This window comes from Dokdonia sp. Dokd-P16 (assembly GCF_003095655.1).
Lineage (GTDB): Bacteria > Bacteroidota > Bacteroidia > Flavobacteriales > Flavobacteriaceae > Dokdonia.
The window spans coordinates 2,146,200-2,167,377 of sequence record NZ_CP029151.1 but is presented as its reverse complement, the minus strand read 5'-3'; the positions used below and the strand labels follow the sequence as shown (position 1 = coordinate 2,167,377).

Sequence of the window (21,178 nt, the reverse complement as noted above, 5' to 3'; positions counted from 1 at the left end):
CATAAAAAAAACGAGACTTTCAGTCTCGCTTTTTTTTTATATCATTATCCTTCTACATACGTTCTGGAACCTCAATCCCAAGTAAATTAAAGGCACTTTCTATAACCTGCCCTACTTCTTTACTTAGCGCTACACGGAAACTTTGATCCTCTATATTATCTGTACCTAGAATCTGTACTTGCTGGAAGAATGAGTTATATTCTTTAACTAAATCATAGGTATAGTTGGCTATGATTGCAGGACTCTTCTGTGCTGCAGCAAGCTGTATGGTTGCAGGATATTCTTGAATAATCTTAAGCAATTCTTTTTCTTTAGGATGCAATGTTCTCTCCTGAGCAACTTCCACAGGGACACCCATCTCTTTTGCTTTACGCAAGATTGCTTGGATACGTACGTAAGTATATTGAATAAATGGACCTGTATTCCCTTGAAAGTCTACAGATTCCTTAGGGTCAAATAAAATACGCTTCTTAGGATCTACTTTTAATATGTAATATTTAAGAGCTCCAAGACCTATTGTCTTATAAAGCGCTTTCTTCTCTTCGTCAGAGTAGCCTTCTAGCTTACCTAATTCCTCAGAGATTTCTCCTGCTGTTTGTGCAACCTCATTAATAAGATCATCTGCATCTACTACGGTACCTTCACGAGATTTCATTTTTCCAGAAGGAAGATCTACCATTCCATAACTTAGGTGGAATAGGTTTTCTGCCCAGTCGTATCCTAACTTTTTAAGTATTAAAAACAATACTTGAAAGTGGTAATCCTGCTCGTTACCTACGGTATAAATCATACCACCTACATCTGGATGGTCTTTTACACGTTGTATTGCAGTTCCTATATCTTGCGTCATATATACTGCTGTACCATCTGCACGCAATACAATTTTTCTATCCAGTCCATCTTCTGTAAGGTCACACCATACAGAACCATCTGGATCTTTCTCAAAAACTCCCTTTGCAAGACCTTCTTCTATATTATCTTTCCCAAGTAGATATGTGTTACTCTCATAATAATAACTATCAAAATCTACTCCTATATTTTTATACGTCACCTCAAAACCAGCATATACCCACTCGTTCATCTTCTTCCACAAGGCAACAACCTCAGCATCTCCAGCTTCCCACATGCGCAGCATTTCTTGTGCTTCAAGAATAAGCGGTGCTTCCTTCTTTGCTTCTTCTTCAGTTTTTCCTGCAGCAATTAAATCTGCTATTTGCTTTTTATATTCTTGGTCAAACTTCACATAATAATTCCCGACCAACTTATCTCCTTTAAGACCCGTCGACTCTGGCGTCTCACCATTACCAAAACGCTCCCAAGCAAGCATAGATTTACAAATATGAATCCCACGATCATTAATAATCTGTGTTTTATACACTTTTGATCCTGCAGCTTTAATAATTTCAGACACAGAGTATCCTAATAATACATTACGTACGTGACCTAAGTGAAGTGGCTTATTTGTGTTAGGAGATGAGTACTCCACCATTACTGCCTTTCCAGCTTCTGGAGTTCTTCCAAAATTTTCGGCTGCTTGTATGTCTGCAAATGAAGACATGTAAAAGCTATCTGCAATAACAAGGTTCAAGAAACCTTTAACCACATTAAACGCAGTGATCTCTGCCACATTCTCCACAAGATATTCTCCTATTTGCGTCCCTATTTGCACAGGGTTTCCTTTTACCACTCTAAGCATCGGGAATACTACTACTGTAATATCTCCTTCAAATTCTTTTCGAGTAGCTTGAAATTCCACTTCAGGAAGCGTTGCGTTGAATAGTTGGCTTACTGCGGCTTTTACGTGAGTTTCAATAGTAGATTGTAAAGACATAGATTCTTGATGATTGGTACTGGTTGGGTTTGTTACGCTTTCGCGAAAGCGTAATAGAAACATTTATAAAACGTAAAAATCCCCTATTTACGGGTATTACGTGAAGCACAAAGATATGTGAAAATTGAAAGTTAGCGCACAGAATACATAGCGAAACTCGTATCTTTAAAAGAAAAAATGCTATTAAATGTATCTTACAACAACCCAGATGTAAAACGCAAAATAGACGCCGAGGTGGGTGAAGCCTTTGGACTACGCGAGCGCATCAAACAAGGCGGCATAGGAATAGGCCACCTAGTGATCACAGAATCAAGCGTACAGATTCAAAATTTTCTTGCGCTAGATAAATATCGCAACAAGTGCAACATAGAGTTGCGCCCACGAGGTATTATCGTAGGCTTTAGAGCATTGCTAGACAGTTATGCACTCATAATTCCGTACTGGAAATTAAACTTATACAAAGGACGCGCCGAGGAGTATAGCATCTATCGTGACAATTATTTTATTAAGATAGAAGCAAAAGCCAAGGATAAAAAAGTGCACAACTTTATCAAACGCATTCTTCAAGAAAAAGCTGCACAAGCTCCTACTAACATAGACGATCTTTAAACTTTATGAAAATCTTACTCACAGGAGCAAATGGCTATATCGGGATGCGCCTACTCTCCATGTTACTAGAAGCAAAGCACGAGGTTATTTGCGCGGTGCGCAATGAAGCTAGACTTTCTGTATCAAAAAAAATAAGAGAGCAAATCACCGTTGTAGAAATTGACTTTCTAGACGAACCAGATATTTCAAAAATACCAATAGACATAGATGCAGCTTATTACTTGCTCCATTCCATGAGCTCAAGTACGTCAGATTTTGACGAGAAAGAAGAACTTTCGGCAATAAACTTCAATAAGTACATCGCTCCCACAAATTGCAAGCAAGTCATTTATCTAGGCGGTATTGCAAATGATAAAACGCTAAGCAAGCACTTAAAATCGAGACAAAATGTAGAGACTACATTGCGCAAAGGTAAAGCCGCGCTTACCGTATTGAGAGCAGGAATTATAGTAGGTTCTGGAAGCTCATCTTTTGAAATCATAAGAGATTTATGTGAGAAGTTACCAGTGATGATTACTCCAAAATGGGTGCAAACCAAATGCCAACCCATAGCCATACGTAATGTAATGCAATACCTCACAGGCGTACTAGGTAACGAGCAAACATATAATGACCAGTTTGATATAGGCGGTCCAGATGTACTCACGTATCGCGACATGATGCAACGATATGCAAAAGTGCGCGGCTTGAAATTATACATACTGACCGTACCAGTTATGAGTCCAAAAATATCCTCTTACTGGTTGTATTTTATAACCTCTACATCTTATAAACTTGCACTCAATCTCGTAGATAGCATGAAAATAGAGGTAGTCTCAAAAGATACGAGGCTACAAGATTTACTACAGATAACGCCTATTTCTTATGAGGAGGCTATTAATTTGGCTTTCGCCAAAATTGAACAAAACCAAGTAGCCAGCTCGTGGAAAGATAGCCTCGTAAGTGGCCGACTCAAAACGAACCTAGAAGAATACATACAAGTACCTATATATGGGTGCCTCAAAGACAAACAAACTATACAGCTTAAAGACAAAGAACTTGCTCTAGAAAATATCTGGGCGATAGGTGGTGACAGAGGCTGGTATTATGCAGACTGGCTCTGGAAAATACGCGGGTATATAGACAAACTTGCAGGCGGGGTAGGCTTGCGCCGAGGGAGAACGCATAGCAATAAGATTTACACCGGCGATGTACTTGACTTCTGGAGAGTTTTACTAGCAAGTAAAGAAGAACCCAGATTACTACTCTTTGCCGAAATGAGAGTGCCTGGCGAAGCCTGGCTAGAGTTTACTATAGATGAAAACGACGTATTGCATCAAACAGCAACCTTTAGACCTAAAGGATTGTTTGGCAGATTATACTGGTACAGTATGCTCCCATTTCACTACTTTATTTTTGGAGGTATGATTAGAAATATAGCTACTAAAAGATTTAAGTAGTATATAAAAAAGGCGCACTAGAAAAAGTATGATTGAAAGATTATATGGTTCCTTTTTAAATCCTACTAAAAAAAATTACCTGTACTGCTTACGCAGTTAAATTATAAAAATGAAAACTACAAACATTTTTAAAATTGCTACTTTCAAAACTTATATCCAGAACGCCTATATGATAAATATAACGTCTTATTTTTTAAAAACCAATGATTCATCAATGCATTAGATGAACGACACAGTGTTCATTCATAAAATAAGACAAACCATAGATTTTACAACTAGCCGCCTTCATGATGCAGCTACGAGATATCACTATTTTTTAGGTAGAAAAACTTCTGCCATCATGCAACGAGCACTACCACCTCCACAAGTTTCAATAGTACCTAGATCACTACTTAAAATCTTGCTGTGTCTTTCTATTTTCTTTACCTGATCTGAAGTAAGGCTTTGATGCGCATCTGCACTCATCACAAGATACTTCTTATCATCTGCTCCTAATACTTGCAGCATATTTCCTGCAAAGTGATGCATTTGATCTTCTGTGATTGCTATAATCTCCTTGTTAGTCGCCTTTAAATGCTTCAACACATTTTTACGTTCCTTCTTATCATCGATAGTATCAAGACAGATCACACAAAACTCTTCTGCAAGGCACATCATCACATTAGTATGATAAATAGGAAGACGCTCTCCGTTTACAGTTTGATTTGCCGTAAAGACAATAGGTGTATATTCAAAATCCTCACAAAATTCTATAAAAAGCTGCTCATCTGCTCTTGCAGATAGTGCGCAGTATGCACGCTCATTCTGGCGATCCATTAAGATACTTCCTGTACCTTCTAAGAAAAAATCTTCCTCTTCTGCCTCAGAGTAGTCAATCACATTGTTAATGTCAAAACCTTCTTTCTCAAGTCGTATTAGCACTTCTTCTCTGCGCTCTCTTCTTCTATTTTCGGCAAACATTGGGTACAATGCAACATCACCATTTTCATGAAAAGAAACCCAGTTATTCGGGAATACAGAGTCTGGAGTATTACCCTCCTTGTCATCATCTTCCACAATAACATTTACCCCCACAAATCTCAGTTTCGCTACAAAATCATCAAATTCCTGTTGGGCTTTTTTATTAATCTCTTCATTTTTGAGATTAAGCTCTTCCTGAAAATAATTATTTACTGCCGTTTCCTCGTTCATTCTAAACTGGATAGGGCGTATCATCAAGATGGTATTGGTAATTTGTCGTAATGCCATGAGTTTATATTCTTTAAATTATAGCTAGCGCATGAATCGCTTAGAAATAGGAAATTCTATATCGATTGCGAAGTTAATTTGAAACTTGATGATGTAGCGTGATTCAGCTTACTTTTTTTCAAAAAACTTAAGAAACAAATAACAGTTAAAGTAGCTCTAAAGCTTAGTCACTAGATGTTCCATAATCATCTCTGCGTGTACTCGGGTATTTTCTATAAAAAATCTACTGGTCTTAAGACCTCCTGCAGCTACACCAGCAATAAAGACGTTTTTGAGCGGTGTCTCTAAGGTTTCTTCATTATAAATAGGAGTTTTAAAATCATCATTCCCTATTGGTAGATTTAAATTCTCAAAAAGCTTGTAGTTAGGTTTATAACCTATCATAGCAAGCACAAAATCATTCTCGATTGTCACTAAGCCTTTTGGAGTCTTAATCGTTACTTCCCTCTCTGTGATATCAACGACCTCTGAGTTAAAGTGCGCGTTTATGGAACCTTCCTTAATTCGGTTCTCAATATTAGGTTTGATCCAATATTTAGTTCGGCTATTTATTTCTGACCCACGCACTACCATGGTTACCTTTGCCCCTTTATAATAGGTTTCTAGAGCTACATCGCAAGCGGAGTTTGCAGCACCTATTACCACCACATGCTGATCTACATATGGGTGCGGACTGTCATAAAAGTACTTGACTTTAGGCAGCTCTGCACCTGGAACATTGAGCTCTCTAGGTATGTCATAAAAACCGGTTGAAACAATGACCGCTTTTGTAAAAACATCACCCTTGCCTGTTACGATTTCATAACCACCATCCTTTGGCGTCATTTTTTCTACAGCTGTATATAAGCTCACATTAAGCTTATACGTTTCTAAGACTCTACGGTAATACTCTAGAGACTCTTTCCTGGTTGGCTTATCACGATCTGACACAAAGGGCACCTCTCCTATTTCCAGAAGCTCAGAGGTGCTAAAAAAAGTCATGTTTTCAGGAAAATTATACAAAGAATTTACCAGCACTCCTTTTTCAACTATGATATAATTGAGTCCTTTTTTTTGTGCCGCGATTCCACAGGCAAGACCTATAGGACCCGCTCCTATGATGACGAGATCGTATGATGATTTATCTAACATTATCTATTTCTCCAGAAAAATGGGGTTAGTAAAATAAGTACTGTAAATAACTCTAAACGTCCTATGAGCATTAAAAATGCCATCCACCACTTTCCTGCAAGCGGTAGCCATCCATAATTATCTACTGGACCTAGACCTCCAAAGGCAGGCCCTACATTTCCTAGCGCAGAGGCTGCGCCTCCAAGTGCTGTTCTAAAATCGAGTCCCATTGAAGCTAGCACACTAGCTCCTATAATCCACGATAGCATATAGAGTATAAAGAACGCGAGTATATTAAAGATAATAGATCTATCTACAGATTTTGTGTTATAACGTACAGGTAGTATTGCGTTAGGGTGCAAGGTTCTTTTAAACTCTACAAGTGCATTACGTATCGTAAGCAAATGTCTCACCACTTTAATCCCTCCAGAAGTAGATCCCGCAGAGCCTCCCAAAAACATTAACCCGAAAAAGATAACAGTAAGAAATGGCGTCCACATCGTGTAATCTGCGGTAATAAAACCAGTAGTAGTAATTACTGCCAGCACTTGAAATAAAGCGTGACGTACAGATGCCTCTGCTTTACCCCATACCATAGGATGATCAATACTTGATATTCCTAAATCTACATTGAAGTAAATCACAAGGGAAGCAATGATCCCAAATCCAAATACGAAGGCCATGTACAGACGAAACTCTTCATCTCTCAATATCTTCTGAATCTTCCCTTTAAAAGCAAAGTAACTAAGTACAAAGTTTGTACCTGCAAGAAGCATAAAAAAGATAATTATATACTGTATAAGCGGGTTGTCATTCCAGTATGCAACACTTGCATTTTTGGTTGAAAATCCACCTGTAGACAGCGTACTTAACGCATGATTAATTGCGTCAAAAAATGACATGCCTGCTAGCTTGAGCAAGATGGTTTCTATTACAGTAAAACTCACATAAATTAACCAAAGACGTTTTGCAGTGTCTGTAATTCTTGGGTGCAACTTATCTGCACTAGGACCTGGAGCTTCGGCTGCAAAGAGTTGCATCCCTCCTATTCCCAGTAAAGGAAGTATTGCTATCGCAAGTACTATAATACCCATTCCTCCTATCCAGTGCGTCATAGAACGCCAGAACAAAATACTCTTAGGTAATGTTTCTATCTCACTTAAAATTGTGGCTCCAGTAGTTGTATAACCGCTTATCGTTTCAAAAAAAGCATTTGCAACTCCTGGGATAGTACCAGAAAACAAATAAGGTAGCATACCGCTGAGTGACATAAAAAGCCAACCAAAAGTTACAATAATATACCCTTCACGTTTCTTGAGTTCTTTTTCGTGACCTCTTGTGATAAACATGAGTAAAGTACCCACAAGTGCCGTAATTAACGCCGCTGCAGATACTTCTAGCATCACACCATCCTTCGTTATAAAACTTACGAGCGCTGATATAAGCATAAAGCCACCGTTGATTAACAGCAGCACACCCATTAAATGAAATATAATCTTGTAATTAAGTTTAGGCATGGGGCTAGATAAACATTTCTTCTACTTTCTTAATCGATCGTGGTAAACAGCATACCACTACACGATCTCCTACTTCTATTCTAAAATCTCCTAAAGCAATAAGACCTTGGTCATTACGCACGACTCCTGCTATGGTAGCAGATCGAGGAAAATCTATATCCTTTATACGCTTTCCTTGCACCTCAGATGAGTTTTTTACAATAAACTCAAGTAGCTCAGCATTCATATTGTTGAGCTTAGTCATCGCTACTACTTCCCCTTTACGGATATATCTAAAAATGTTATTTGCCGCTAGTAATTTTTTATTAATCAAGGTATCAATCCCGATACTCTGTGAGAGCTGGAAGTAATCCATGTTTTCTACCAGTGCAATTGTTTTTTGCACCCCTTTAGATTTAGCAACTAGACACGACATAATATTAGTCTCACTATCTCCTGTTACAGAGATAAATGCATCCATATCATGTATATTTTCCTCATCTAGCAACTCTACATTACGTCCATCACCATTTATAATTAATGCTTTGGGAAGTAAATCTGCAAGATCTATTGCCTTATCGCGATTTTTCTCAACGAGTTTGACATTAAATCTGTTACTACAGAGATCTTTGGCAGTTTTTGACCCGATGTTACTACCACCTAAGATCATGACATTCTTTATATGCTGTCTTACTTTACCTGTAAGTTTATATATCTCTTCTACTCCTCCTTTTACTGTTACAAAGTAAATATGATCTCCTTCCTTAAAGATGGTATCTCCACGAGGAATGAGTGTATACTGCGTACCTTCTCGCTGTATTGCGATAGGCATAAAATGTAATTTTGGAAAAATCTTAGCTGCTTCCTTAACGCTTTTACCTACAAAAGAAGCTGTGCGTGATAAGGTAGTACCTACCATAGTAAGTGCGCCGTTATCAAACTCAAAACTATCAGAAAAACCACTTTGATTGAGCAGTAACTCAATTTCACTAGCTGCAAGACTTTCTGGTGATATCAACTCATCGATACCAAACTTTTGAAAACCGGCTAATTCTTTATTATCTATAAACTCCGTATTAGAAATACGCGCTATCGTACGCTTTGCACCTAGCTGTTTGGCTAGTACACATACCGTGATATTAGTCGTTTCACTCGCAGTTACCGCAATAAGAAGATCTACACCATCTACGCGAGAATCTTGCAATATCGATATGGAGGTCGCATCACCCTTTATTGTCCTAATATCCAGATGGGTATCTGCATAAGAAAGACTTTCTTTATCGGTATCAATTAACGTAATATCTTGAGATTCGTAAGAGAGTAATTTAGCTAAGTGAAAGCCTACTTCTCCTGCTCCTGCAATGATTATTTTCATAAATGGGTGTGCTCAAAAATGCCTACAAAGATAATACTTTGATAGCCGATTAAAAAAATGCAGCCGTTAATCTCTTGATGGACTTTTATTTATTGGTTCGCTTTCGCGAAAATTTGAATGCTTTTCATAAAAAGCACACCATTATCCCTTTAAAAGGTCATAATTATAGCTCAATATGCACAATCAAAATGTCCTTAGGTGAGGTTAATCACATTTTGACGAAAGCCTTATCTTTGTAAAAAAAAGGCAATGTCTAAGAAAGTAACACCCTATAAGTCTTCTGAGCAATCAAAAAAAGATCAGGTCGAGCAGATGTTTGATAATATCTCTGGAGAATATGATGGACTTAATCGTGTCATCTCTTTTGGTATCGATGTAAAATGGCGTAAAAAGGTGGTGCAATTAGTTGCAGACACAAATCCGACGTCCATTCTTGACATTGCGACAGGTACCGGAGACCTCATCATTAATATGGCAAGCACAAATGCTAGCAGACTAGTGGGACTAGATATTTCTGAAGGGATGCTCTCTGTAGGTAGAAAAAAAATAGCAGCAAAAAAACTAGATAGCCGCATCGAGATGATGCAGGCAGACAGTGAGAATATGCCTTTTGAAGATAGTAGTTTTGATGCTATCACAGTCGCTTTTGGAGTGCGCAACTTTGAAACACTAGAAAAAGGCCTTGCCGAAATTTTACGAGTACTTAAACCAGGTGGCATCTTTGTTATCTTAGAAACATCTGTACCTACTAAAACACCATTTAAACAAGGATATAATTTCCACTCTAAAGTAATCTTACCTACCGTGGGCAAACTCTTTTCTAAAGATAAAAATGCTTACGGCTACCTAAGTGAAAGTGCAAATGCATTCCCTTTTGGAGAGAAGCTAAACAATATTTTGCGCAAAACTGGGTTTAAAGACGTGCAACACAAACCCCAAACCTTTGGAGTTGCAACAATTTATACTGCTACAAAATAATTTTATGCGTACATACATTGCTATAATAGCACTTGTTTTAAGCTTCTCAACGGTTCATGGTCAATGGCTCTCTAGAGCTCGAGTACAAAATGATCAAAATTTTGACAAAAAACCTATCTCTTGGGGTTACTACTTTGGTATCAACTCTATGGATTATAATTTTGACTACCAGACAGATCAAGAGGATATTCAAGTAGAACGTTCTGTAGGATTCAATGTGGGTATCGTAGGCGACCTTAGACTTTCTGAGTTTATAAGTATACGTACAGAGCCTGGACTTGTGTATACACAACGTAATTTAATGTATGCTCCAGATGCTCGTTTTGATAGTGAAAATGATTTACTAAGAGAAGTACCCTCTACCTACATATATTTACCACTTGCCTTAAAATTTAATACTAGAAGGCTTAATAATGTGCGTCCTTATGTTCAATTAGGCGTAGCTGCGGTAACAAACCTTTCTAGTAACGAGAAAAATCCAGATGATAACTTTGCTGGACAGTTCCGTACTACTTCAAGTCCTTTCTTTTATGAGATGGCTATAGGTGTAGAGCTTTACCTCTACTACTTTAAGTTTATCCCTAGCTTGAAAGGAGTATTTGCAATGTCTGATGAGCTAGTGAGAGATAACAGCCCAAACAGCCCATGGACCGGTAACATCAATAAAATGCAAACACGAGGAGTATTTTTAAACTTTACCTTCCAGTAACAATTACCCTCTTTTAAATTCGCTCAAGCAGATTGCAGTTGCTGTCGCAACATTAAGACTTTCTGTTTCTTGTAGGTCTCCAAACCTCGGTATGGCAATACGATTAGACACTACGGTCTCTATTTCTTGAGATATACCGTTTGCTTCATTCCCCATAACAATAACTCCTGCTGCAGGCAAACTTGTCTTATAAATATTTGTGCCATCCATAAAGGTTCCAAAGACGTCACGACTATCATTTTCAAGATATTCTTCTAGGTTAGTATAAATAACATCTACTCTCGTCAGAGAACCCATAGTGGCTTGAACCACCTTAGGATTGTAACAATCTACGGTTCCTATAGAACACACGAGTTGTTTAATCCCAAACCAATCGCACAAACGTATAATCGTCCCTAGATTCCCAGGATCACGCACATCATCTAGCAATAATGTAAGCCCAGATCTATCTAGCTGTGCAGCTTCTGGCATTCTAAAAGTCGCCACTGCTTTTTGTGTAGTTTTTAAGAACGTGATTTTCTTCAAGTCTGCAGTGCTTACTTCCTCTACTATCGCTTGATTTTTGTTTTGTAACGCTTTCGCGAAAGCGGAAACGTCTTCTGCATACAATTCTACAAGCTCTAAATCCGAATTAAGCAGCTCATGTACCACCTTAATTCCCTCGGCCACAAAGACGCGCTCACGCTGTCTGTACTTTTTTTGACCTAAACTCGTTATTCGTTTGATTGTATTTTTGCTTACCACGATTAAGATGTACTTTTGAGATGATGAAAACGCCCTTTTGAAAACAACTTTTACAAAAATATCACTAATTCTGCTAGTGGCGGTGTTTCTATTAAGTTGTGACGCAACAAAGCGCGTACCAGATGATGGACATTTGCTTACCGAAAACACTATTTATGATGGTGACAAGAAAGTAAGTGAGAGCCGCCTTTATAATTTTCTTTATCAAAAACCCAACACTACACTACCTGGCTTAGGAATTCCGCTGCGACTTTATATTTATAATCTTGCGAGACCTAATATAGATTCTATACTCGATGCACAAAGAGCGGCGAGCAAAAATAAATTTACCTTCTGGGAACGCGTACTTTCTCGCAAGCAAGTAGAAGCTGCCCGCAACTTTAAAAAGAGCATCAATACAGGCATTAAAAAAACTGGTGAAGCTCCCGCTATTGTTACAGATGCAATCACTCAAAAATCTGCACAACGTCTCAATTCTTATTATGTAAACAATGGCTACTTTAATGCTACTGTAGATTATGAAATTAAAAAAGACAGCAACCAGCGCGCCAGCGTAGACTATAAGGTTAATAAACGTAAAGCCTATTTTTTAGATAGTATTACACCTATTATAGCTTCACCAGTTGCAGATTCCATCTATAATGTTCACAAAAGTGCTTCCTTACTTAAGGCTGGAGATCGATATGCGACTGGAAACATTAATGCCGAAACACAGCGTCTTACAGAACTCTTTAGAAACAATGGTTTGTACCATTTTGAGTCAGAATATATACGCCTCGTTGGGGATACCGTAAACACAAATCATAAAGCCAACTTAGAGTACATTATAGATAACCCTACGGAAAACATAAACGACTCGATTTATGACGTCCCGTTTAAAGTTCACAATGTTTCTGAAGTAAATATTATTACAGATTACAGCTATGCCAATAGAGACAAACCGTTTAATGACTCCTTAGTAAAAGATGGTTTTAAGATCTATGCTTATGACAAAATCAATTATAGGCCTAAGGCACTCACAGATATTATCCCTCTTAAACCAGGCGACATTTACAAGGATAGAGATCGTATTCAAAGTTTAAGCAGACTAAGTAGACTTGGCACTTTTAAATACCCAAGTATTCAATACATGGAAGACCCTGCAGATAGCACAAGGTCTGATCTTATAGCGAGTATAAGACTCTCCCCTCTTGAAAAATATAAATTGAGAGCAGACTTTGACGTGTCTACCTCAAACATTCAAGATTTTGGGATCGCTGGATTTGGGTCTTTATTAATACGTAATATCTTCAGAGGTGCAGAAACGCTAGAAATTTCTGCTCGTGGAAGCCTTGGAGCATCAGATGATGCGGCGAATCCAGACGATAGCTTCTTTAATATCTCAGAAATAGGTGCAGATGTACGACTCACGTTCCCACGTATATTTTTCCCGGTGAGCACAAGCGCACTCATTCCTGCCGAATGGCAACCTAACACTCGTTTTAATCTTGGTATAGGAGTACAACAAAATATAGGTCTCGATAAGCAAACCGTTACTGCAGGACTCACCTACAACTGGAGTCCATCGTGGAAACGCAGTTTTAGTGTAGATCTCATCAATGCTCAATATGTGCGCAACCTAAACCCAGACAACTATTTTAATATTTATAGAAATAGTTATGAAGACCTCAATACCATCGCACGAAATAATGAAGGAAGCATCAACCCTGGGTATTTTATAACCGATGAGAATGGCAATAGAAATCTCTCTATTCCCACAGGAGCAGAGCAATTTATAAATGACGTAAACCGCAACCAAGTAGACAATCTAGTTCAAGATGACATAGATGACATACGAGCGATAGGAGAACGCCAAGAGCGACTTACAGAAGATAATCTTATTTTATCATTAAATATCTCTCATACTTATGACAATAGAGAAAATCTATTTGATGAAACCTTTAGTAGACTTAGAACTCGTGTAGAACTTGCTGGTAATGCGCTAGCACTTGCTGGAGGAATAGCAAATACAGAGAAAAACGAGGATGGAAACAAAAGCCTTTTTGGCGTTGTATATTCTCAGTATGTAAAAACAGAAGTAGAATACTCTCGTCATTGGGATCTAGGAGGTAACAATATCATTGCAGCAAGAGCCTTTGGCGGTATTGCAATTCCTTATGGAAACTCTACAAGCATCCCTTTTATACGTAGTTTCTTTGGCGGAGGTTCTAATGACAACAGAGCGTGGAGAGCTTATGACCTAGGCCCAGGGAGCAGCGGTAGTCCTAATGAATTTAATGAAGCAAATATGAAACTTGCCTTCAACCTTGAATACCGTTTTGATTTAATAGGCCCTATAGAAGGCGCTCTATTTACAGACGCCGGAAATATCTGGAATGTATTTGATAATGTAGAAGACCCTAGATCGCGCTTTAATAATATCGCTAGTTTAAAAGATCTTGCGGTAGGCTCTGGTTTTGGACTCAGATGGGATTTCGACTTTTTCGCCCTTCGCTTTGACGTTGGCTTTAAATCTTACAACCCAGCACTTCCAGAAGGTGATCGCTGGTTTAAAGAGTACAACTTCTCAAATGCAGTGTATAACGTGGGGATTAACTATCCTTTCTAGTAGCCAGCCCATCTTCTTATTGTTTACTCTAGCATTTTATGGAGAGTTTCTATAGTTTTTTTTCGCTTTCGCGAAAATGTGAAAGAAAAAGACAAGCATCGGAAATTAAAATCAACACAACTTTTGATACTGAAAAGAAGGAGGTTGATTTCATTTATGCAGTCAATTATTCCATATCAATCTTTCAAATATTCTAAACTTTGGTTGAAAAACTTGTGCAGTGATTTGTTCAAATATTTATCATAATCAGTATTCTCATTTCTCTCTTTAGAAAGCCAAGCCATGGCATAAGCAATTACCTGTTCAGGTAAATAGCCCTGACTACTAGATTGCCACCCAAACCCTTCAGAGGTAAATTGAAATCGAGAATTGCCAATAAAAATTCCAAAGCCATAAACTATAGAAGTAAAATCTGTCAAGAATTCATCATTTTCTTCTATCCTACTTTCACCGAGTAAAATCTGATGCGATAATTCATGGGAAATCGTTGCTATTAATGAAATAGGATTTTTCAACTGCCCTCTTTCGATTGAAATTATAGTTTCATTCTCTGTTTGCTCATATATTCCACTTGCGCTTTTCCAGCCTCCACTTATATCTGCTGGAGAGGTCAAGATAGTCCCGTCATCCATTTCAACGGGTTGGTCTGAAAAAAAATTAAGTTTAATTTCAACATCTAGAATATTCATAAGCTCCATTGTTCTCGCAAGGATAAATTCAGCATCTTCTTCAGTCCCTTTAAACTTCCTATTATAAAAGTCTGTGGTTGGAGTTACAGTTTTTATTTCCATAAAATGTTCTTCTCCAAATTCTGTACGTAACCAATTTAATTCTGAGTCGACCCAAACTTTATCTTCTGTGGTAATGGGTAATTTTTTCTTTTTATTCCAGAACATCAATAATTTATTTCGTTTGTTTACAAGTGATTTTAGTAATTAAAGACAGTATTCTACTAAATAGTAAGCGTGACATTAATTTTTGATTACTCGCTTAAATATACACTTATTTACGAACCATCCTCTAAGAAAGCTAAGGTCTTAGACTCATCTCAATATTATTAGCTACATAATTCTCTTGCCCGAATCATCTACTGCTATACTATAATTCACATTAGACTCTGACACTTTTTAAGAGCATTATGGTTAACGACCACGCTTTCGCGAAAGCGTAACCTAGCTAAAACGTTGTCGTAGTAACCTCCACATCCGGGTTACTTTCCGAGTAATATTTGTTATTTTTACTTTACTAATTTTAAACAACAACAATGTCGCATTCTATAAAACCAGGTGTAGCCACAGGCCACGAAGTACAAGCAATTTTTAACTATGCAAAGGAGAAAGGCTTTGCCCTTCCTGCGGTTAATGTAATTGGGTCTAACAGTATCAACACGGTTCTAGAGACTGCAGCAGCGCTTAACGCTCCTGTAATTATCCAGTTTTCAAATGGTGGAGCGCAGTTTAATGCTGGAAAAGGATTAAATAATGAGAACCAAAAAGCAGCCATATTAGGAGCTGTAGCTGGAGCAAAGCACGTACACGAACTTGCAAAAGCATACGGAGCAACCGTGATTTTACACACAGATCACTGTGCAAAAAAATTACTTCCTTGGATGGACGGCATGCTTGATGCAAATGAGGCTTACTATAAAGAACATGGTCATTCACTCTTTAGCTCTCACATGATTGACTTAAGTGAAGAACCACTTGAAGAGAATATTGAGATTTGTAAAGGATATCTTGAGCGCATGGCTAAGATGGAGATGACTCTTGAAATAGAATTAGGTATCACTGGTGGTGAAGAAGATGGTGTAGATAACAGTGATGTAGATGATTCTAAATTATACACACAACCAGAAGAAGTTGCTTATGCTTATGAGGAACTAAGTAAAGTAAGTGATCAATTTACGATTGCTGCAGCTTTTGGAAATGTACACGGAGTTTATAAGCCAGGAAACGTAAAGCTTACTCCGAAGATTCTTAAAAACTCTCAAGAGCATATCTCTGAGAAGTATGGAAAGGAGCACAATCACATTGATTTTGTTTTTCACGGAGGAAGTGGATCTACAGTAGAAGAAATACGTGAGGGAATCTCTTACGGAGTTATCAAAATGAACATTGATACAGATTTACAGTGGTCTACTGCAGAAGGTATCCGTGATTATTTTGGAGAAAATGCTGAGTATCTTAAAACACAGATAGGAAACCCTACTGGTGATGACTCTCCAAACAAGAAGTTTTACGATCCTCGCGTATGGTTACGCAAGGCAGAGCAAACTATGGGAGCTCGTCTTAAAAAGGCTTTTGAAGATTTAAATAATATCGATACACTATAGTATCAACACATTATAAAATTTGTAAAAACGGATTGCATCAAAATTGATTTGATGTAATCCGTTTTCCGTATTTTTACGGCTTGCATTAGTAATTAATGAGTCCTAACGATGCTAGGATTTACTTTCTAATAGTGGAAAGGAATTATTTATAGTAATAACATTTTCGCGAAAGCGGAATAAATACCATTAACCAAATTCAAACACAATATGGCTTGGTTCAAACGTAAAGAAAAAGGAATACACACTGCAACAGAGGACAAAAAAGATACTCCTAAAGGGCTGTGGTACAAATCACCTACTGGAAAAATAGTAGATACAGAAGAGCTAGAAAAGAACTTCTATATCTCACCAGAGGATGGATACCACGTACGAATAGGTAGTAATGAATATTTTGAAATCCTCTTTGATGATAATAAATATAAAGAGCTAGATGCCAAACTTACTTCTAAGGATCCTCTTAAGTTTGAGGATAAGAAAAAGTATGTAGATCGTCTCGCTGCTGCTCAAGAAAAAACAGGTCTTAAAGATGCCATTAGAACTGCCGTAGGTAAGTCTAAAGGTGCAGATATTGTAATAGCTTGTATGGACTTCAGCTTTATAGGTGGGTCTATGGGAAGTGTTGTAGGTGAAAAAATTGCACGTGCTGCAGATTATTCTCTTAAAAACAATATTCCTTTTATGATTATCTCTAAATCTGGAGGTGCTCGTATGATGGAAGCGGCATTGTCTCTTATGCAACTAGCAAAAACAAGTGCTAAGCTTGCACAACTTGCAGATGCAGGTATACCTTATGTGTCGCTTTGTACAGATCCTACTACTGGAGGTACTACGGCTTCATTTGCAATGCTAGGGGACATAAACATCTCTGAGCCTGGAGCACTTATAGGCTTTGCAGGACCACGTATTGTACGTGATACTACTGGAAAGGAACTACCAGATGGTTTCCAAACAGCAGAGTTCTTACAAGAACACGGTTTCTTAGACTTTATCACTCCGCGTCAAGAATTAAAGAACAAAGTAAATCTTTACTTAGATTTAATTATGAATCGAGCGGTTAGAGCTTAATTCTTATATCATATCAAAAAAGGCTAAACGTAATGTTTAGCCTTTTTTTTATGTAATATTACTAATGAAATTTTTCATTCCTATCATTCTTATGTCGTGTTTATTATCTTGTAATAAACAGTTGAAATACGAAGATTACAGCGAAGATGACTTTAATGAGGTTCAAGGTTTAATTATGTCTGCAGTTCCAGATGGCGACCCTTTTAATCGCTCTTCAGTAAAAAATACAAGATACCAATACCACTTAGATCAGACCCCACCTCTTATCGGTTTTGAAAATATTGATATGTTTGAAGCTCAAAGAGGATATCCTTTAATAGTTTTAGTTCACAAAGAAGACGTGAGCATAAGTTTTTATGGAAGAGTCGGGATACTGGACAGTCTGAATACTAGAGAAAAATCTTTTCTGAAGAAACATTTTCAAGAAGAGTTAGAGAAAATGGAATGAAATTTTACTTCTTTCTATCAATCACATAATTCACCATCAACTCGAGAGAGTCGCGGTACACAGACTTAGGATATGTCATTAGGATTTCTAAGGCTTCTTGCTGTAGTGCCTTCATCTTTGTAACAGCATACTCTAGGCCGCCGTTATCTCTTACAAAAGCAATTACTTCATTTACACGCTTCTTGTCTGTATTCTTATTCTTGATGCTATTGATGAGCCAATTTTTATCTTTTTTAGAAACCGTATTCAGCACATAAATGAGTGGTAAGGTCATCTTTTGCTCTTTGATATCAATACCTGTAGGTTTCCCTATTTTGGCAGTACCATAATCAAATAGGTCATCTTTAATTTGAAAAGCCATACCTATAAGCTCTCCAAATTTATGCATGCGCTTTACTTCTTTATCCTTCGCATGGACAGCACAAGCTCCCATAGCACAACAAGCTGCAATGAGCGTTGCTGTTTTCTGACGGATAATCTCGTAGTATAATTCTTCTGTAATATCGAGCTTGCGGGCTTTCTCAATTTGGAGTAATTCGCCTTCTGAGATTTCTCTCACCGCTACAGATATAATTTGCAATAAATCTGTATCGCCATTATCTATAGAAAGCAACAGTCCCTTTGAGAATAAAAAATCTCCAACAAGTACTGCAATCTTATTTTTCCACAATGCATTAAGCGAGAAAAAACCTCTGCGTATGTTACTATCATCTACTACATCATCATGTACGAGACTAGCAGTATGGATTAATTCTATAACCGAAGCCCCACGATAGGTGCGGTCGTTTACCTCACCGTTGTTCATCATCTTTGCGGTGAGAAAGACAAACATAGGTCGCATTTGCTTACCCTTACGGTTTACTATATAATGTGTGATACGATTGAGAAGCGCCACCTTAGAGCGCATAGAAAGTGAAAACTTTTCTTCAAAAAGCTCCATTTCATAAGCGATGGGTTCTTTAATCTGTGCTACTATTTTCATTATAGTAAAGATACTACTTACAAATAGTAAAACATTTAGAGTTTAATTAGCTATAAATGTTAAATAATTAAATAAAATCGCTGATTTTCACTAAATTAAGCGATTATTAATAACTTAAACTATTTTTATGAAAAAAATTACTCTTATCGCTGCATTAATTGTGGCATTTTCTATGAACTCTCAAAACACTTTGCTAGACGAAGGCTTTGATGATGTTACAACACTTACAGACTATACAGTTGTAAATGTAAGTGATGATCCTAATTTAGATATTCTGCAAGGCAGTACAGCCGTATTTGACTCATTTGACGGAGATCCTACAGCATTTTTAGGTTTAAATTTTAATGCCACAGGAGGCTCTGTGATTGATTTGTATGTAATCACCCCAGAATTAAACCTGAGTAATGGCGACGAATTAACTTTTTACACTAGAACTGCAACTGCCAGTAGTTTCCCTGATCGCCTTGAAGTTCGCTTAGATACAGATGCATCAGGTACAGCTCCTACGTCCTCAGATAATGGCTCTTATACTGAGTTATTACTAGAAATAAACCCTACACTAACAATTGGTGGATACCCAGAAGATTGGGAGCAGCAAGTAGTTACTATTTCAGGACTTCCTGATGGAGGTTTAGTCACTAAAGTTGCTTTTAGATATTGGGTTACCGACGGAGGACCATTAGGAAGTAATTCAAACTATATTGGAATAGACAGATTGGTTGTCGATGCGGCTCTTTCTACAGAGGACATTTTGAGTAATGATCTTAATGTTTTTGTTGATTCTAAACAATTAAAAATTAATTCTTCAGAATCACTTACAGAAATTAAACTATTCAATCTTCTAGGTCAAAATGTCAAAACAGTACCTTTAGAAGGTAATTTTAATACTGTTGACCTAAGTCTAATACCTACGGGTCTTTATGTTTCTCAAATAAGTTCTGCTAATGCCACAACTTCATTAAAAATTCTCAACAAATAAAATAACCAAAAATTTGTTTTAAAAGGCGACTCTCTGAGCCGCCTTTTTTTTATTCACTTAAATACTCTATTGCTTATTAGCTAGTTGTCCGCAGGCTGCATCGATATCTTTTCCTCTTGATCTGCGCACGGTCACTGTCACACCATTTGCTTCTAGAACCGACACATAACGGTCTATTGCTTCAGGATTTGCTTGCTGAAACTGACCATCATCAATAGGGTTATACTCAATGATATTTACTTTGCTAGGTACTGCTTTACAAAAGTCCAGCAACGCCATAATATCTATCTGGCGATCATTAATACCATCCCATACCACGTATTCATAGGTTATACGTTTTCCTGTTTTTTGATACCAGTAAATAAGCGCCTCTTTAAGATCTGCAAGTGGCATTTGCTCATTAAAAGGCATAATCTCTGTACGCACATCATCAAGTGCAGAATGTAGTGAAACGGCGAGGTTAAACTTAACCTCATCGTCTGCCATTTTCTTAATAATCTTAGGCACTCCAGAGGTAGAAACCGTAATGCGCTTAGGAGACATCCCTAATCCTTCTGGATCTGTAATTTTATCAATCGCCTTAATGACATTATTGTAGTTCATTAATGGTTCTCCCATTCCCATAAAGACAATATTAGAGAGTGGCTTGTCGTGGTAAAGCCTACTTTGCCTATCTATTACTACAACTTGATCTACAATCTCATCTGGATTGAGATTACGCATACGTTTTAAACGTGCGGTAGCACAAAACTTACAGTTAAGACTGCAGCCCACTTGTGATGAAACGCAAGCGGTCGTTCTATTTTTTGTAGGAATCAATACAGACTCCACCATGAGACCATCGTGTAACTCTACTCCATTTTTTATGGTGCCATCACTACTGCGTTGCATTTGATCAACACGGATGTGATTAATCACAAAGTTCTCATCCAGCAGTATACGAGTATCCTTAGACAGGTTTGTCATATCTATAAAGTCGTGTGCGCCTTTTTGCCACAGCCATTCATATACCTGATTTCCGCGGAAGGATTTATCGCCTTGAGCTACAAAAAAATCTCTAAGCTCTTCCTTACTTAATTTACGTATGTCTCTCTTATCTGTTTTCACAATGCAAAGGTACGTAGTTGTTTGTTGGTTTTCACGTTTGAATACAAGCTTGCTATTAAAAGCTTTTCAATACTAATAAAAGAAGACACACAAACCTATTTCAAATAAAAACGCCAGA

At 37.6% G+C, this 21,178-nt stretch carries 18 protein-coding genes; 9 read left to right on the top strand and 9 right to left on the bottom strand.

Annotated elements, in window-relative coordinates; translation table 11 throughout:
* Window positions 1-52: 52 nt before the first annotated feature.
* On the bottom strand, window positions 53-1,831 hold the full coding sequence (argS, locus tag DCS32_RS09710) for an arginine--tRNA ligase (RefSeq protein WP_108879275.1): 1,779 nt from the start codon (window positions 1,829-1,831) through the stop codon (window positions 53-55).
* Window positions 1,832-2,008: 177 nt separating this feature from the next.
* Here argS and DCS32_RS09705 point away from each other — a divergent pair, with 177 nt between their 5' ends.
* Both DCS32_RS09705 and DCS32_RS09700 read left to right on the top strand, forming a co-directional pair.
* Complete coding sequence (locus tag DCS32_RS09705) at window positions 2,009-2,440, top strand: hypothetical protein (protein WP_108878087.1); 432 nt, start codon at window positions 2,009-2,011, stop codon at window positions 2,438-2,440.
* 5 nt (window positions 2,441-2,445) lie between these two features.
* The gene (locus DCS32_RS09700; protein ID WP_108878086.1) at window positions 2,446-3,879 is read left to right on the top strand and encodes an SDR family oxidoreductase; all 1,434 of its coding nucleotides are present in this window, start codon (window positions 2,446-2,448) and stop codon (window positions 3,877-3,879) included.
* A 309-nt stretch (window positions 3,880-4,188) separates the two neighbouring features.
* On the opposite strand, the gene ctlX is transcribed toward DCS32_RS09700, so the two are convergent.
* The 4 genes from ctlX to trkA form a co-directional block, all read right to left on the bottom strand.
* The gene (gene ctlX, locus DCS32_RS09695; protein ID WP_108878085.1) at window positions 4,189-5,127 is read right to left on the bottom strand and encodes a citrulline utilization hydrolase CtlX; all 939 of its coding nucleotides are present in this window, start codon (window positions 5,125-5,127) and stop codon (window positions 4,189-4,191) included.
* Between the two features lie 156 nt (window positions 5,128-5,283).
* Complete coding sequence (locus DCS32_RS09690) at window positions 5,284-6,258, bottom strand: YpdA family putative bacillithiol disulfide reductase (protein WP_108878084.1); 975 nt, start codon at window positions 6,256-6,258, stop codon at window positions 5,284-5,286.
* Window positions 6,258-7,754, bottom strand: a complete 1,497-nt coding sequence (locus tag DCS32_RS09685; protein WP_108878083.1) for a TrkH family potassium uptake protein — start codon at window positions 7,752-7,754, stop codon at window positions 6,258-6,260. Before DCS32_RS09685 ends, DCS32_RS09690 begins: the two co-directional genes overlap by 1 nt.
* A gap of 4 nt (window positions 7,755-7,758) precedes the next feature.
* A complete protein-coding gene (gene trkA, locus DCS32_RS09680) occupies window positions 7,759-9,108 on the bottom strand; it encodes a Trk system potassium transporter TrkA (protein WP_108878082.1) in 1,350 nt (449 codons plus the stop codon).
* Window positions 9,109-9,357: 249 nt separating this feature from the next.
* On the opposite strand from trkA, the gene ubiE reads away from it, so the two are divergent.
* Window positions 9,358-10,086, top strand: coding sequence for a bifunctional demethylmenaquinone methyltransferase/2-methoxy-6-polyprenyl-1,4-benzoquinol methylase UbiE (gene ubiE / locus DCS32_RS09675; RefSeq protein ID WP_108878081.1), 729 nt, complete (start codon window positions 9,358-9,360; stop codon window positions 10,084-10,086).
* Window positions 10,087-10,090: 4 nt separating this feature from the next.
* Window positions 10,091-10,795, top strand: coding sequence for a porin family protein (locus tag DCS32_RS09670; RefSeq protein WP_108879274.1), 705 nt, complete (start codon window positions 10,091-10,093; stop codon window positions 10,793-10,795).
* A gap of 3 nt (window positions 10,796-10,798) precedes the next feature.
* Here DCS32_RS09670 and DCS32_RS09665 read toward each other — a convergent pair whose 3' ends face one another.
* Window positions 10,799-11,539, bottom strand: a complete 741-nt coding sequence (locus DCS32_RS09665) for a TrmH family RNA methyltransferase (RefSeq protein ID WP_108878080.1) — start codon at window positions 11,537-11,539, stop codon at window positions 10,799-10,801.
* Between the two features lie 37 nt (window positions 11,540-11,576).
* On the opposite strand from DCS32_RS09665, the gene DCS32_RS09660 reads away from it, so the two are divergent.
* Window positions 11,577-14,147, top strand: coding sequence for a BamA/TamA family outer membrane protein (locus tag DCS32_RS09660; RefSeq protein ID WP_108878079.1), 2,571 nt, complete (start codon window positions 11,577-11,579; stop codon window positions 14,145-14,147).
* A 176-nt stretch (window positions 14,148-14,323) separates the two neighbouring features.
* Here the strand turns inward: DCS32_RS09660 and DCS32_RS09655 are convergent, their stop codons facing one another.
* Window positions 14,324-15,043, bottom strand: coding sequence for a hypothetical protein (locus DCS32_RS09655; protein WP_108878078.1), 720 nt, complete (start codon window positions 15,041-15,043; stop codon window positions 14,324-14,326).
* 368 nt (window positions 15,044-15,411) lie between these two features.
* On the opposite strand from DCS32_RS09655, the gene fbaA reads away from it, so the two are divergent.
* The 3 genes from fbaA (at window position 15,412) to DCS32_RS09640 (ending at window position 17,992) form a co-directional block, all read left to right on the top strand.
* Window positions 15,412-16,479, top strand: coding sequence for a class II fructose-bisphosphate aldolase (gene fbaA / locus DCS32_RS09650; RefSeq protein WP_108878077.1), 1,068 nt, complete (start codon window positions 15,412-15,414; stop codon window positions 16,477-16,479).
* A gap of 207 nt (window positions 16,480-16,686) precedes the next feature.
* Entirely contained in the window at window positions 16,687-17,544 is an 858-nt protein-coding gene (gene accD, locus DCS32_RS09645) for an acetyl-CoA carboxylase, carboxyltransferase subunit beta (RefSeq protein ID WP_108878076.1), read from the top strand.
* Between the two features lie 121 nt (window positions 17,545-17,665).
* Complete coding sequence (locus tag DCS32_RS09640; protein WP_162533626.1) at window positions 17,666-17,992, top strand: hypothetical protein; 327 nt, start codon at window positions 17,666-17,668, stop codon at window positions 17,990-17,992.
* A gap of 4 nt (window positions 17,993-17,996) precedes the next feature.
* Here DCS32_RS09640 and DCS32_RS09635 read toward each other — a convergent pair whose 3' ends face one another.
* Window positions 17,997-18,974 (bottom strand): polyprenyl synthetase family protein, encoded by a 978-nt coding sequence (locus tag DCS32_RS09635; RefSeq protein ID WP_108878074.1) that lies wholly within the window; start codon window positions 18,972-18,974, stop codon window positions 17,997-17,999.
* 127 nt (window positions 18,975-19,101) lie between these two features.
* Between DCS32_RS09635 and DCS32_RS09630 the strand changes: the two genes are divergently transcribed.
* Entirely contained in the window at window positions 19,102-19,953 is an 852-nt protein-coding gene (locus DCS32_RS09630; RefSeq protein ID WP_108878073.1) for a T9SS-dependent choice-of-anchor J family protein, read from the top strand.
* A gap of 66 nt (window positions 19,954-20,019) precedes the next feature.
* Here DCS32_RS09630 and rlmN read toward each other — a convergent pair whose 3' ends face one another.
* Window positions 20,020-21,060, bottom strand: coding sequence for a 23S rRNA (adenine(2503)-C(2))-methyltransferase RlmN (gene rlmN / locus DCS32_RS09625; RefSeq protein ID WP_108878072.1), 1,041 nt, complete (start codon window positions 21,058-21,060; stop codon window positions 20,020-20,022).
* Between the last annotated feature and the right edge of the window lie 118 nt (window positions 21,061-21,178).